The 13,859-nt window shown below is 57.3% G+C and carries 12 protein-coding genes; 6 read left to right on the top strand and 6 right to left on the bottom strand.

The features are described from left to right. Positions 1-223: 223 nt before the first annotated feature. The 6 genes from CZ322_RS02950 to CZ322_RS02925 all read left to right on the top strand — a co-directional run bounded on the left by CZ322_RS02950 (position 224) and on the right by CZ322_RS02925 (position 7,012). A complete protein-coding gene (locus CZ322_RS02950; protein ID WP_087070148.1) occupies positions 224-991 on the top strand; it encodes a GntR family transcriptional regulator in 768 nt (255 codons plus the stop codon). 193 nt (positions 992-1,184) lie between these two features. Further along, positions 1,185-2,153, top strand: a complete 969-nt coding sequence (locus tag CZ322_RS02945) for a ribokinase (protein WP_087070147.1) — start codon at positions 1,185-1,187, stop codon at positions 2,151-2,153. Positions 2,154-2,176: 23 nt separating this feature from the next. After that, positions 2,177-2,881 (top strand): deoxyribose-phosphate aldolase, encoded by a 705-nt coding sequence (gene deoC, locus CZ322_RS02940; protein ID WP_087070146.1) that lies wholly within the window; start codon positions 2,177-2,179, stop codon positions 2,879-2,881. Between the two features lie 196 nt (positions 2,882-3,077). Next, positions 3,078-4,013 carry a nucleoside hydrolase gene (locus tag CZ322_RS02935; RefSeq protein WP_087070145.1) on the top strand — a complete coding sequence of 312 codons (936 nt, stop codon included), beginning with the start codon at positions 3,078-3,080 and terminating at the stop codon, positions 4,011-4,013. Positions 4,014-4,042: 29 nt separating this feature from the next. Further along, entirely contained in the window at positions 4,043-5,458 is a 1,416-nt protein-coding gene (locus CZ322_RS02930; RefSeq protein WP_087070144.1) for an MFS transporter, read from the top strand. A 171-nt stretch (positions 5,459-5,629) separates the two neighbouring features. After that, complete coding sequence (locus CZ322_RS02925; RefSeq protein WP_234984435.1) at positions 5,630-7,012, top strand: MFS transporter; 1,383 nt, start codon at positions 5,630-5,632, stop codon at positions 7,010-7,012. 21 nt (positions 7,013-7,033) lie between these two features. Here the strand turns inward: CZ322_RS02925 and CZ322_RS02920 are convergent, their stop codons facing one another. The 6 genes from CZ322_RS02920 to CZ322_RS02895 all read right to left on the bottom strand — a co-directional run bounded on the left by CZ322_RS02920 (position 7,034) and on the right by CZ322_RS02895 (position 13,588). Further along, positions 7,034-7,852, bottom strand: coding sequence for a class II aldolase/adducin family protein (locus tag CZ322_RS02920; RefSeq protein ID WP_087070142.1), 819 nt, complete (start codon positions 7,850-7,852; stop codon positions 7,034-7,036). Between the two features lie 16 nt (positions 7,853-7,868). Then, on the bottom strand, positions 7,869-9,368 hold the full coding sequence (locus tag CZ322_RS02915) for a rhamnulokinase (RefSeq protein WP_087070141.1): 1,500 nt from the start codon (positions 9,366-9,368) through the stop codon (positions 7,869-7,871). 128 nt (positions 9,369-9,496) lie between these two features. Continuing rightward, on the bottom strand, positions 9,497-10,675 hold the full coding sequence (rhaI, locus tag CZ322_RS02910) for an L-rhamnose isomerase (protein ID WP_087070140.1): 1,179 nt from the start codon (positions 10,673-10,675) through the stop codon (positions 9,497-9,499). 33 nt (positions 10,676-10,708) lie between these two features. Beyond that, on the bottom strand, positions 10,709-12,001 hold the full coding sequence (locus CZ322_RS02905) for an MFS transporter (RefSeq protein WP_026428932.1): 1,293 nt from the start codon (positions 11,999-12,001) through the stop codon (positions 10,709-10,711). Between the two features lie 23 nt (positions 12,002-12,024). Further along, positions 12,025-12,390, bottom strand: coding sequence for an L-rhamnose mutarotase (locus tag CZ322_RS02900; protein WP_016442073.1), 366 nt, complete (start codon positions 12,388-12,390; stop codon positions 12,025-12,027). A 187-nt stretch (positions 12,391-12,577) separates the two neighbouring features. Further along, entirely contained in the window at positions 12,578-13,588 is a 1,011-nt protein-coding gene (locus tag CZ322_RS02895) for a LacI family DNA-binding transcriptional regulator (protein ID WP_087070139.1), read from the bottom strand. Positions 13,589-13,859 lie beyond the last annotated feature (271 nt).

The raw sequence follows: 13,859 nt of genomic DNA, 5'->3' as shown, positions 1-13,859 counted from the left end.
CGCCGCGCTTCGCACCCCACCCCTGAGCGATAGTGGCGGTGACGGGAAACGTCCGCCCGCACCTCGCGCGCGTGCCCCCCGCGCCTCCCGCCCCGCCAGCCCACCATCAGGCGCTTTCCAGCGCCCTCCCAGGCCGCGCGGTACCCTAGAGATGCCGGGCAAAGCAGCCCGGATCCGAACATGTATCCGAACATAGACGTCCAGGAAGCGATGGTGAGGAACCATGCACACCGAGTCCCCGGGCCTTGACCGCAATGCCCCCACTCCGATTTTTCGGCAGCTCGCCACCTGGATGCGTGAACAAGTGAGCACCGGCGCGTGGCGCCGCGGCGACCAGCTCCCCATGGAAATCACCCTCGCCGAACAGCTCAATGTGGCCCGGGGGACCCTGCGCAAAGCCGTGGACCAGCTCATCGACGAAGGTCTGCTGGTGCGGGTGCGCGGGCGCGGCACCTTCATCGCCCACGATATTGTGCGCTCCCCGCTCACCTCCTCCCTCACCACCCTCGCCGAAGAACTTGAGCAGCGCGGCATCGACTACACCACCCGGGTGCTCGCCCAGGAAGTTATCCCCGCCCCGCCCCCGATTGCCGCCGCTCTGGGAGTAGACGGCAATATTTTCCACCTGCGCCGCATGCGTGGCGATGCCGAAGGCTCCATCACCCTCCTCGATAATTGGGTGATCCTCCCCCCGCTCTGCGCGGAACGCGCCGTCCTCGTCAAACAGGATTACGAGGCGAATTCCCTTTTCGGCACCCTGGAAAACGGCCTCGGCATCGCCCTCTCCCACGGCAGCCGCACCATCTCCGCCGTCGGGGCCGACCGCAACCTCGCGCTCATCCTCGCCGTTCCACACGGCTTCCCACTCATCGACATGAAACAGGTCACCTACGACGCCTCCGACCGCCCGGTAGAAACCTCGCGCATCTGGATCCGCCCGGACCGCCTGCGGATTCACTCCATCGTGCACCGCACCCCGCTGCCGTCGTAAAGGCTGCGCGCTTTCCGGGGTGCCCGTTGCGGCGGGCGTCCCGTTGCGGCACGTCCCGTTGTCGCGTGGTCACCCCCGAACCCACGGCCGGCCGCCCGCGCGCCGTCCTAAACCTGTCCACTAGCTGTACCTACTTGTATATACTTGTTCACACTGCTACCCTCGCCTTAACGCACGAGTTCAAGGGGGAGCAATGCGAATACTTGTTGTCGGCGGCTACGGCGTCGGCCTGTCATTTTTCACCGAGCGCCCGCCCGCGGATGGAGAAACCATCTCCGGGGCGCGCTTCAGCCAGGAACACGGCGGCAAAGCATCCAACCAGGCAGTCGGGGTGGCTCGGCTGGGAATCCCGGTTAGCTTACTCACCGCCGTCGGCTCGGATTGGTACGCCCACGCCGCGCGCGAGATGTGGGCGGCCGAGGGCGTGGACGCCTCCGCCGTCGTCACCAAAGAAGGCGTCACCATGGTCGGTGCGATTATCACGGACGCCACCGGAGAAAATCGCATTATCCTCGCCAACGGGGTTTTAGACCAGCTCAGCCCGGCAGATATCGGCGCGCACGCCGCCATATTTGAAAGCGCGGATACCGTCCTTATTTCCTGCGAAATTCCCGCGCCTAGCGTAGCGCGCGCGATTACCTTCGGGCGCGCGGCCGGGGCGCGCGTCATCCTCAACCCGGCCCCGGTGCCGCGCCTGCCCGAACACGTGTTACGCCAGGTCGACGTCATCACGCCGAACGAAACGGAAGCGCTCGCTCTCTTGCAGATGTTGGGGAACGACGACGCCGCCACCACGCTCGCGGCCCTTCCGCCCCAAGAAAAAACCGCCCGCATCGCCCAAGCCCTGGAGTGCACCGTGGTGCTCACCCACGGAGCGGAGGGCTGCTATGTGTGCGAAAGCGGGGGCCAGCCGCAGAAAATCCCAGCTGAGACGCCCCGCGCTGTTGTGGATACCACCGGGGCTGGCGATGCTACGAACGCGGCGCTCGCGGCGGCCCTCACCTGCGGGGCAAAGCCCGCGGAGGCGGCTCGCTTCGCGAATTGCGCTGGCTCTGTTACCGTAGAAGCGGAAGGAGTGCTGCCGGGTATACCCAGCATTGATGATCTTCACACCCGCTTCGGTGCCGAACGCTGCGCCGTCGTACTTCCACGTAACTCATAACAATCCGAACGGAAGGATAAATAATGGAAAAACCCACGCGTATCGCGCCGGAAGCTATGACGAATCCGCGCGATTTAGCCCCGTATATTCAACACACACTCATTAAGATCGGAACCACGCGGGCCGAATCGATCCGGCACGCGGAGCAGGCCATTGAATATGGATTCAACGCGGCGATGGTTGCCGGATCCCAGGTGCCCATTACCGCGAAGGTGCTGGAAGGTACCGGGATCGAGGTGGCCTCCGCGCTCGATTTCCCGACCACCGGGGTGATGACCTCGGCCGGGAAAGCCGCGGAAGCCGAAGCGCTGGTGAAGGCCGGCGCCACCCAAATTGATATCGGGGTGCAGATCGGGTGGCTCAAGGACGGCGAATATGACAAGTTCCGCGAGGATATTGCCGGCGTCGTCGCCGCGGGTGTGCCCGTTAAAGTGATGCTCGAACTGCCGCTCCTCACCGAGGCCGAACGCCGCGCCGCGGTGGAACTCTCCGTGGAAGCCGGCGCGAAATACCTCAAAAATGCGTCTTCCGGTTCGGTGGAAAAGGCGAGCGTTGAATCGATTAAATTCCTGAAAAGCCTGGCGCCCGCGGGCGTTCTCATCAAGGGGTCGGGCGGCATCTCCACCTTTGACCACGCACTATCGTTGATCCGGGCCGGAGCGGCCCTGGTGGGATCCTCGAACTCGGTTGCCATTGTGACCGGGGAAAACGGCCACGAAAGTTACTAGTGTAGGTTGACTGCTGCCAAGAAATTCGAACCGGCGTTTGTCGGGAATCAACACACCTTCGAACTCTGCTCATAACACCCATATTGTAGATTCGCAACAAGTTGTATACACTTGTCCATACAGATAAAAATCTGTATTCCTGCGCAATGATGCGCAGTCCGCCCCCTTACGACGTTGTAAAACAGGGAGAAATAAAATGATACGACTCATTCATGACACCGATACTGCCCAAGATGATGCCTTTGCACTCATGATTGGCCTGCGTCACCCGGAAACTCGGGTTGAAGCTGTCACTATCAACTACGGCAATATCGAATTCGATCAGATGGTCAAAAACGCCCTCTATACCATCGAAGTGGCAGACCTTGACTACAAAGTTCCGGTCTACAAGGGATGCAGGTTGCCCCTGATTGTCCCGCATGACGATTCGTCATACGTACACGGAAAAGACGGTTTTGGGGATGTTGGTTTCCCCGACCCGCAGCAACAACCAGAATCCGAACATGCCGTGGATGCCCTCATCCGAATTATTAATGAGAACCCGGGAGAGATCAGCATTGTTGCGCAGGCTCCTCTGACTAATATCGCCACGGCTGTTTCCATGGATCGTTCTCTTCCGGAGAAGGTCAAGCATTTGTACATCATGGGTGGCCAGAGCCCGTATGGTCCGGGTAACGTCACCGCAGCAGCAGAAGCGAATTTCTGGCATGATCCTGAGGCTGCCAAGCTCGTGCTCCAGGCTGGTTTCAAGATAACGATCTTGACCTGGGATCTCACGATGCGCCAAGGCCGGCTCTCCCGTAAGCAGCTAAAAGAAATTGAGGATCTGAAGACTCCGCAATCGGAATTCTTCACGAAGGCAAATGCTGTATCTGTTAAATACGTAGAGAAGACGCACGGAGTTGAGGGATCAACGCATCCAGATTCTCTCGCGGCCGCCGTCGCCGTAAATCCGGACATCATTACTCGCGCCGAAGAATATTTCGTCGATGTTGAGGCTGATTCCGAACTTACGCGGGGATACATGTTTGTCGATGTTGTCAATCGATCCGGTAAGCAACCTAACGCCCGTGTTGTCCACGAGATCGACCAGGAAGCATTCTTCCAGACGATCTTGAACTCGCTCAGGTAGAGCCAATCCATCTAATAAGTGAGGTCAGCATGGACGAACGAGAGAACAAACCCGCCGAAGGCGCATCGGTATCGCCAAGTACCGATCTGTATTCAGGAAAAGCACTTTTTGCGCTTATGGTCACGCTCATTACGGCGGTGTTGTCTTATCAACTTAACGCGAGCATGATCACTCCGGCTTTGCCGAATATCGGTGAGAGCTATGCGATCAGTGAATCGACTGTTGGCTTAGTCTCGTCCCTGTTCTTTCTTGCCGGATCAATTGCCGGTGTGGTTCTTACCCGCTGGAGTGATTTTATTGGCAGGAAGAAGATGCTCATCTATGTGCTGCTTGTTTTACTTGTAGGCACAATCATCTGCGCGGTTGCACCGAACTTTACAATATTTATGGTCGGGCGCGTTTTGCAGGGTGCCTCGGGTGCAACATTCCAGCTGACGTACATGATTCTGAGTGAATCCGTGACCGCAAAGACCTTCGGCACGATGATGGGTTTTATTACTGCGATCAACGGTGGCGTCGGTGGGCTGGATGGCTGGCTCGGTGGAGTGATGGTGGAGAAGTGGGGCTTCCGGTCTCTATTCATCCTCATTGCCGTTTTGGTAGTGCTTGCTGCGATCCTTATCAATCGGGGAATTTCTACTGAACATGAGAGGGCAGGCAGCGGCAAAATGGATTGGGGCGGTTCGGCAGCGATGTCGATCACACTGATTATGCTGACATATTTTGTCACATTCGGAGGATCGCACGGTTGGCTCTCCGTTCCAGCTATTGGCTTCTTCGCCGGAACTGTGGTGTCAGCGGCAGCCTTCTACATTATCGAGGTCCGCAGCGAATCACCCTTGTTTGCGATGGAGCATCTCGGATCGCGCCACGTGTGGCCGTTGATTCTGACCACGTTGTTCGCGCTATCCTCAGTATTCGCCGTCATTAACTTTACGGTCGCGATTTTTGCTCAGAGTACTGACGTTGGTTACGGGCTGGATGCGGGTACTGCCGCATTGCTTTTCCTCATGCCGCCGGCAATGGTAGGTCTCATTGCGGCGCCTATATCAGGACGGTTGGCAGGGAAAATCGGATGGCTCACCGTACTTCGCGTGGGCATGGCTATATCAATTGCCGCGATGGTAGTGATCTATTTGTATCTCGACTCGCGGTGGGTGGTTTGTGCCATGATCTTCCTGCTGGGTGTGAGTTACAACGGCATGATTCTCACAATGGTAAATGGGCTTGGCGTACTCCTTGCTCCGCCAGAGGCTCCGGGTTCACTTCCAGGATTCAACGGCGCAGCCTTCGGCATTGGTGCGAGTTTGGGTATTTCCATCGTCGCTCCCTTTGTTGGAACCTTCGAAGGATTCAGGACAGCCGTGCTCATCTCGGTCGGGATAGCCATCCTCGGATTGCTAACGGCATTTGTGCTCAAGCCACGAGTAGGGCAGAAGATCTAAACCGGGCTGCGGCCGGGTAGTAAACCCGCGGGTGGCGTTCTTCCTGAGCGCTGCCCGCGGGTTTTTCTGCCGTGCAGTTATGCACGTTGCAGCGAGCCCGCGGCCCCGCTTTTCTCGGTAGGGTGGAAGCGTTAACACCGCATGCATAAGATCCGCACGCAAAGGATAGTTGTGACAACGCAGCACGTTTCCCGGCGCCGGCGCCCGCCGAGTTCACGCCACTACACCGCCACCCAATTGCACCATGCCCGCCTGGCGGTGAGCGCGCTCTTCTTCACCAACGGCGCCATTTTCGCCAATATCGTGCCACGCTTCCCCGAAATCAAGCGGATCCACGAGCTCGACAACGCCGTGTACGGCCTCGCGCTCGCGGCCTTCCCGGCCGGCGGCATCATCGCAGGTGTATTTGCCGCGCCGCTCATCCGAAAATTCGGTTCCGCGCCGGTGGCGGTGGCCGGCACGCTGCTCACCGCGCTCGGCCTTATTATGGCGGGCGTGGGCCCCACGGGAATCTTCTTCGCGGCCGGCATGTTTCTCGGCGGCGCCTGCGATGCCGCCACGGACGTTGGCCAAAACGCGCACGGCCTGCGGGTCCAGCGCCACTACGGGCGCTCAATTATTAACACCTTCCACGCCACCTGGTCCGTGGGCGCGATGAGCGGCGGCCTCATGTCCGCTGCCGCGATCGGGATCGGATTATCGGTGCCCACGCATATGGTGCTGTCCGGAATACTGTGGGCCGTGGTTGCGTTGGTGGCCCGGCGCTTCTGTTTACCTGGGAACGACGCCGCAGACCCCGGGCCAAGCGGTACTTCTGCAGGTCACGTTGGTGGCGGGGCAGGCGATGCGGGGGAAGTGGCGTCGTCGTCGGCCCTTAATGCGGCCACGCAAGAAGCCGAGCCCACCGGGTCAAGCGAGTCGTCCGGGACTTCGGGGCCTCTCACGCTTCGGACCGTGGCGATGCTGGGTGCGCTGGTGCTCATTGCCACGATGGGCGGGCTGATTGAGGACGCTGGGTCGAGTTGGGCGACGTTGTATGTGGGGCAGCTCGGTGCTGCGGGCGGGTTGGCTGCCGCGGGTTATGTGGGTTTGGTCGGCTCGCAATTTGTGGGGCGGCTGCTGGGCGATGGGCTGGTGGATCGCTTCGGGCGGCGCACCGTGGCCCAGGGCGGGGCGGCGCTCATTACCGCGGGGATGGGGCTGGCGCTGCTGTTCCCGAGCGTGCTTGGCACGATTGCCGGTTTCGCGGTGGCCGGTTTTGGTTCGGCCACGCTGGTGCCGGCCGCGATCCAGCAAGCCGACGAACTTCCTGGCCTCAAGCCGGGCACGGGCCTGACCGCGATTTCCTGGCTTATGCGCATCGGTTTCCTGGTGTCTCCGCCGATTGTGGGGATGGTGGCCGATACGTTTGGGCTGCGCACCGGCCTGTGCGTGGTGCCTTTCGCCGGCATCACGGTGCTCCTCCTCAGCGGGACGCTGAGCCAGGGCGCGCGGGATGAGCGGCACATCCCCGCGCCGCCGCGGCCCAGCGTCCGGGAGGAAGAAGAGAGCTAATGCTCTCGGATTTCGTACCTTTTAGTACATATCTGTTTTCACATTGAATGCGGATACGACCCGGTGGATTTCGTCATCACTGAGGCCGGTTCCCTTTCCACCGCTTGCGGCGTTCATGTGTTCGTACATGGCGCCGGTTTCGAGGTATTCGATGGTATCGACCGCAGAAAGCGCGGAGGAATCCGAACGAACCATAATTCCGTGCTTGGCCCAGAGTGCGATGCGATGATCGCGAAGTCCGATCACATTGTTCTCCATAAGTTCATCGCTACCGGGAACCATGAATTCGAGCACGGCGATCCCTTCGGGAACCTGAACGATGGTTTCCGGCTCCCACCGGAAGATCATGCGATTGAAATCCTTGTTGTTCAGAGTCTCGGGAATATGTGAGAGGGCAACGAGGTACGGAGGCTGCGCGTGCACAATAGCCTGGAAACTCACGCCGCGCTGAGCCACCTGGTCGTTATGCACTGCAAGATGCGAATTGAATTCGCTCGTGGGGCGCTGATACGCCTTGTTCGGATGCGTGTACCAGGTACCGGTTTCCCCGCCTTCGTCCACAATGAAGGCCGAAACATTCTTTTCGGGTGCGTCAGCTACTTCACGTAAACGGCATCCTGATCCGGTCACGAACACCGTTCGTCCCGCCAGAGCAGGTACCTTCCAGGGAAGCTTCACGTTGGCCTGTTTCTCCGGGAAAACTGATTCGAGATCGGTATCCCAATCAACGGAAATAGAGATATTTCCGGCGCCAGCTTCCGCGGCGTGCAGGTGGTCAAGACGACGTCCGGTCACTCCCATTTGTTCCAGGAGGGCGTCAACAGTTAATTGAGAAGTCATGGTCTCTCCATCCTTATTAGAAAACTCGACGTCGGGCTTCTTGCCAAACGCTGTGATTGTTCTGGGGTGTATAGCTGGTGAGTTCGGTCGATGCACGCACAACCTCACGCAGCGAGGTAAGTGAATCCGATATCGAACCAGCCGTTCGTGCCTGGAGTAAAAGATTTCCAAGCGCCGTTGCTTCCGTGGGGCCTGCGACGACGGGAAGTCCGCACGCATCGGCAGTTAGCTGACACAGTAATTTGTTCTGAGATCCTCCTCCGACGATATGGATGACATCTATATCCACCTGCGCAAGGCGGGCAGCCTGCTCGATGGTGTGGGCATGTGCAAGAGCTAGGGAATCGGTGATGCAACGGGCATATTCCCCAATATCCCGGGGGCGCGGTTGTCCACTTGCTTCAGCCAGGCAATCAATTCGCGCGATCATATCTCCCGGTGTTGCGAAGATCGGGTTATTGACATCGATAACCGTGCGAAGGGACGGTGCTGCGGCCGCAAGGGAAATGACCTGAGCAATCGAAAGGCTGGGATCGGTTTCTCTCCATCGGGCCACGCAACCGTTGAAGATCCACATACCCATAATGTTCTTCAAATAGCGGATGGTCCCATCAACACCGAGCTCATTAGTGAAGTTAGCTTGCCGCGATTCTTCACTGAGAATCGGCGAATCTAACTCAAGTCCAGCCAATGACCACGTCCCACACGAAATGAAAGCGAAGTTTTTGTGTTCACTAGCGGGCACGGCTGCTACCGCTGACGCGGTGTCATGACTACCCACCGCCACCACCGGAGTGATTTCTCCGTTCTGAGTACGTAGATCGCACATCTCAGGCCGAATAGCACCGATTCGAGTTCCGGGCTCGATGAGTTCGGGTAGTTTCGCGGAGATATCAATGCCGGATATCTCCTCATATATGCCAGTGATCTCGGGCGACCAGGACCTCGTGCGGGGATTGACGAAGCCCGTTGAAGAAGCATTTGTTATCTCCGCATATTTTTTTCCGGTAAGCCAATAATTGACGAGGTCTGGCAGGAGCAGGAGTGATTCTGCTTGTTCTACGGCCGGCCGATAGTCTGCGCTTTGAGCAGCTGCGAGCAATTGGAAAATTGTGTTGATATCGATGTTTTGCAGGCCGTTATGGGTGTAAATATCCGTTGCAGAGTAGCGGGAATACAGTGTTTCAGGAACGCCCTGAGTCCTGCTATCGCGATAGCTAAAGGGGGGACTGATGAGTCCGCCTTCCGCGCCGAGCAGGCCGTAATCAACCGCCCAGCTATCCACGCCAATTGATTCGATAGGCGTTTCGCGTAAAGTCTTGAGCGAGGCGCAAATATGCTCCCACACCTGGAGCAGTGGCCAGAAAAGATTATTCCTGTCGGCTCCTGGAACACAGATAGGTCCGTTTGGGAATCTAGTGATTTCGCTTGTCGACTTTAGTTTTCCGTCAGCAATGGAGCCGGTCATGACTCTGCCGGAGGAAGCACCTAAATCGATAGCAACAAAAGTTTTCATTACCCACATTCCTCATTGGAGCTTCGGGCCGGGCCCGTACGAGCTCGGCCCGAAGCTGGTTTGGCGCTCAATAGTTTCACTAATTCAGCGCTGGATGGTTAGTGAGGCTCCGCAGGGAAGCGGGAGAATTAGGCGCCCCAGCTTGCCTGAGTTCCGCCAACCCGTTCCTTCCGAATCTTCTCCAGATAGCCGGATTCCATAAAGGCCCGCATCGGATCCGGATCGATACCTTGGGACTCGCGCAATTCGCCCAGGAGGCCGCGCACATCCGTGTAGAAGGCATCCATGAGAATGTCATTCGCCCCGAGAACATCCCCGGCTACCTGCTTTTCCTTGAGAGCATCGCGATCCACGAGCAGAGCCTTCGCGGTCATTTCCTGCACGTTGGTCACGGAGCGGATTTCAGCCGGGATCTTTTCTTCCAAGTTATGGCACTGATCAAGCATGAAGTTCACGGGCGATCCTTCATCCAGGGCACCGGCCGCGACGATCTCATTGAGAATGCGGAAGAGCTGGAACGGATCGGCAGCCCCGACGATAAGGTCGTCGTCGGCATAGAACCGAGAATTGAAATCAAATGCACCAAGGCGTCCTACTCGGAGCAGCTGGGCCACGATGAATTCGATATTGGTGCCGGGAGCATGGTGGCCGGTATCAAGAACCACCATGGCGCGTTCGCCCAGCGCCTGGCACTGAACAAGCGACGTGCCCCAGTCGGGAACATCGGTGTGGTAGAAAGCCGGCTCGAAGAACTTGTATTCCAGGACCAGCCGCATATCGTCATCGAGTTCGGCGTAAATCTCCGCAAGCGATTCCGCCAGCCGATCCTGACGCTCCCGAATGGAATCTTGACCGGGGTAGTTGGTGCCATCAGCCAGCCAAATCTTCAGGTCCTTCGACCCGGTCTTGCGCATAATATCGATGCATTGCTTGTGATGATCGATGGCCTTCTGGCGGATCTTCGGGTTTACGTTACACAAGGAGCCGAACTTGTAATCTTCGTCCTGGAAAACATTCGAGTTAATCGTCCCGATTGTTACACCCAGGTCCTCCGCATGCTTACGCAAGGCATCGTAATCATCGGTGAGATCCCACGGGATGTGGAGGGAAACTTTCGAGGCAGCGTGAGTATAGGCATTCACCTGCGCCGCATCGGAGACCTTCTCGAAGGGATCGCGCGGGACGCCGGGCGTTGTGAAAACACGGAAACGCGTGCCGGAATTTCCGAAAGCCCACGAGGGGAGTTCAACATCTTGACGTTCGAGGATCTCGCGGTTCTTCGCGCTGAGATCACTGAGTTTCACCATTGTCTGTTCCTTTCTCAATATTTCTTTGCGGTTTTATTTCGACGACGCAGCTGAAACAACTCGCCCGTACCGCTCAATCTCGATGTCCTCGAGCGACTTGCCCTGGGTCTTCGGTGCACCAAGGGTGCCAACAATGAGAGAAATCGAGAGGAATCCGATAAGGATCAGTCCGTCGATCATGAGTCCGTTCTCCCACTGGAGGATGACCGGGAAGATAAGGGAAATAAGGCCGGATGCGACTCGCACCAGGAAGAAGATGATTCCCTGCGCACCGGCGCGGTACGGAGTGGCGAAGAGTTCCGGTGCCCACACCGAGTAGAAGGCCTGGGCGGAAGGACCAGCCGAAATACCCCAGATGATCGCGTAACCGAAAGCGGTGAAGGCGGAATCGGAAGGACCGAAGATGAGGATCAGCCAGGCAACGATTGCCAGAACGGCACCGATAAAGAAGTGGGTGCGGTAGGGCATCGTGTCCACGAAGTACATGAAGAAGACCGTGCCGATGATGACCACGCCCCACGAGAGCATAGAGAAGAGGTTCGAGGCCAGCTGGTCGTAGCCAACGCTATTGAGGATGGTCGGGAGGAAAATACCGTTTTGCGAAGCGGCCTGGTTCCAGCAGGTGTAGATAACCGCGAGGAAGACCAGTGCGCGGATATTGCACTTCCAGGAGAACAGTGCCTTGAAGGACTGGAACATCGACGGCGGTTTGGTTTCGGAGCCACCCTTGGCTTGCTGCCAAGCCTCCGATTCTTCCAGATTTCGGCGGATATACCAGGTAATTAGAGCGATAACCACGAGGTGGGCGAAAACGAGTCGGGACCCGAGCAACCCCAGGGGTGTCACGGCGCTCGCGAGACCGAAACCGATGAACGGTCCGAATGACCAGGCCAATTGGGTTGCCCCAATATGTCTGCCTCTACTCTCGGTTGGCGCAAATTCCGCAATATATGTCCATCCTGCTGGAACTGATGCACCTACCGCGAGTCCGATTATGACGAAGCCTATGAAGAGCATCGGGAGGTTACCGGCGAAGACCACAATAAGTCCACCCAGCGCGTAGACGAGGAGGTCGTAGGTGTAGATAACTTTTCGCCCGTATTTGTCACAGAGCGGTCCGCCAATAAGAGCACCGATGGCGGCACCGAAAGCATTGGAACTGAAAGCAGCGAGCAATCCCGCGATTCTGCCGTTGTCATCAGGGAAGTATGCGGCACCCCAAAAACCAAGTGAGGTTGCAATCGCAATAATGGACCCTGAGTCGATGTAATTGGACATGGAAACGGCAATCGTTGCCTTCCATCCGGTTAATGGCTTTTTTGACATGTTCTCTCCGTTGAAATCAGATGTCACTGAAGATAGAAATACTGGGACAAGAAGTAGTTCGTGCCGCCGTCGGGCTGTACAAAGTACTGGGCCATTTCGGCTTGCCACTTGGTGTTAATCTCCTCGTTCTCCATGCAGTTCATCGCTTGCCACACGTCATCAGCTTCGAAATAGCCAAAAACGACGGCGGTTTCCGGATCGACGAAGAGTGAGTAGTTCCGCCAGCCGGAACGTGACAAGGCGTCGCGCATCTCTTCCCATACATGGCAGTGCGCTTGGAGGTATTCATCCAACTTGTCTTCGCGGACTCGTAAAACAAAGCCACATCTTGAATCAGACTTCTGCGTCGTGTCATTCAAAATCTGGTCAACAGTCGGGGTGCTAACCATAAGTCAACTCCTTCGTTGAAGGATTGAAAGGTTTCAATCCGTAATGAAATACTACGTTTGATACGTTTCAACGTCAAGTGGCAAACGTTGTTTGCTTCTGAGCAAACGCAGTTTGGTTGCTTATTCGCGCGGCTGCGCTACCCAAAGAAAGGGAGCAGTAAGGGCGCAATAACACCACTTTCGAGTATCAATTAGCGGGCTGGCGCGGAGGTGCCGTCGATTCTCGAACTACCAGCTCAGGAATAAAAGCAATGTCTCGAGCTTCAGCGGGTTGCTCCAGAAGAAGGCGAGCTGCGGTTTCTCCCAGTTGCTCCATCGGCTGCCGAACCGTTGTGAGCGGAGTGATGAGTTCACGGGCAACGTCAATATCATCAAAGCCAATGATGGACATATCGCGCGGTATAGAAAGATGATGCCGCCTGGCAGCACGCATTGCACCGATGGCAAGGGAGTCGTTGGCGCAAAAAACAGCGGTAACTTCCGGGTGGGAGGACAGGAGCTTCGTCATGGCGCGTTCCCCGCTTGCCGCATCAAAACGCTCGGCGCTGATTTCCACCAAGGTCAGCAGGTCATCGGATTTCATGACGGTCTGGCGCACCCCGATTCGTCGCGCCTGAGCTTGCCGTACTTTAGCTGAGCCGTTGATAAAGCCAATGTGGTGGTGGCCGAGGCTTCGAAGATGCTCAATGGCAATTTCAGCTCCCCTGGTGTCGTCAACTGAAACCGCGTTCATTCCGTCCTTGAGAGCCGGATGATCAAGCAGAACGAGGGGTATTCTGCGAGTCTCGAGCAGATGCAAGCTTTTTTCGGCACCGGAAGATGGCGTCAAAATAATTCCGCGAACCTCTTGCCCGAGCAAGAGACGAAGCAGGCCGGCCTCGCGATCAGGATCTCCCCCGGTTGAGCCGATAACGGGAAAACATGATTCTTCTGCCAAACGGGCTTCAATTGCGCTTGCGGCAGCGGCGAAAAATGGATTGGCGACGTCAAGAACTAGGACTCCCACCAATTTGGAATCGACTTTACGTAAGCGGCGCCCGGCTTCGGAGGGAATGAAACCGAGTTTCTCAATAGCTGCTTCGACTTTTTTGCGTGTGTGGTCGGAAACCCGTTCCGGATGATTGAGAACGTTGGAGGCAGTTCCTAATGACACCCCGGCTAATTGTGACACCTCGCGGATACTGGGACGTCGAGTCACGTGTCCTCCTCGGAATTGGAACGGTAATATTAGCCATCCTAGGCGAGTTTCTTTACGGGCGGCGCCTTCCACATCACCACGAAACACTTACGCGAAAAAGACCTCGCCATGGCACAACCGCACCCGTGCCAGAGCCGATGTAGTCGGAGACTCTGCAGTGAACGGGTCTCAACCGTTCCCGCCAAAAATCGTGTCGTAGCCGCCCGGTAAACTGATGGCATGAGCGACAACGGAGCCCTAACTCGGCAAGAACCCCGCAGCCTTGCCACCC

The organism is Actinotignum timonense (assembly GCF_900155575.1).
GTDB lineage: Bacteria > Actinomycetota > Actinomycetes > Actinomycetales > Actinomycetaceae > Actinotignum > Actinotignum timonense.
The sequence above is the reverse complement of the archived record's forward strand: the minus strand, read 5'-3'. Positions and strand labels throughout refer to the sequence as shown.

What these genes read in the sequence shown, in the direction of transcription:
- CZ322_RS02900 (WP_016442073.1), bottom strand. Translation starts at nt 12,390, where the DNA reads ATGGTTAGCACCCCGACTGTTGACCAGATTTTGAATGACACGACGCAG.
- CZ322_RS02950 (WP_087070148.1), top strand. Translation starts at nt 224, where the DNA reads ATGCACACCGAGTCCCCGGGCCTTGACCGCAATGCCCCCACTCCGATT.
- CZ322_RS02905 (WP_026428932.1), bottom strand. Translation starts at nt 12,001, where the DNA reads ATGTCAAAAAAGCCATTAACCGGATGGAAGGCAACGATTGCCGTTTCC.
- CZ322_RS02935 (WP_087070145.1), top strand. Translation starts at nt 3,078, where the DNA reads ATGATACGACTCATTCATGACACCGATACTGCCCAAGATGATGCCTTT.
- CZ322_RS02945 (WP_087070147.1), top strand. Translation starts at nt 1,185, where the DNA reads ATGCGAATACTTGTTGTCGGCGGCTACGGCGTCGGCCTGTCATTTTTC.
- deoC (WP_087070146.1), top strand. Translation starts at nt 2,177, where the DNA reads ATGGAAAAACCCACGCGTATCGCGCCGGAAGCTATGACGAATCCGCGC.
- CZ322_RS02920 (WP_087070142.1), bottom strand. Translation starts at nt 7,852, where the DNA reads ATGACTTCTCAATTAACTGTTGACGCCCTCCTGGAACAAATGGGAGTG.
- CZ322_RS02915 (WP_087070141.1), bottom strand. Translation starts at nt 9,368, where the DNA reads ATGAAAACTTTTGTTGCTATCGATTTAGGTGCTTCCTCCGGCAGAGTC.
- CZ322_RS02930 (WP_087070144.1), top strand. Translation starts at nt 4,043, where the DNA reads ATGGACGAACGAGAGAACAAACCCGCCGAAGGCGCATCGGTATCGCCA.
- rhaI (WP_087070140.1), bottom strand. Translation starts at nt 10,675, where the DNA reads ATGGTGAAACTCAGTGATCTCAGCGCGAAGAACCGCGAGATCCTCGAA.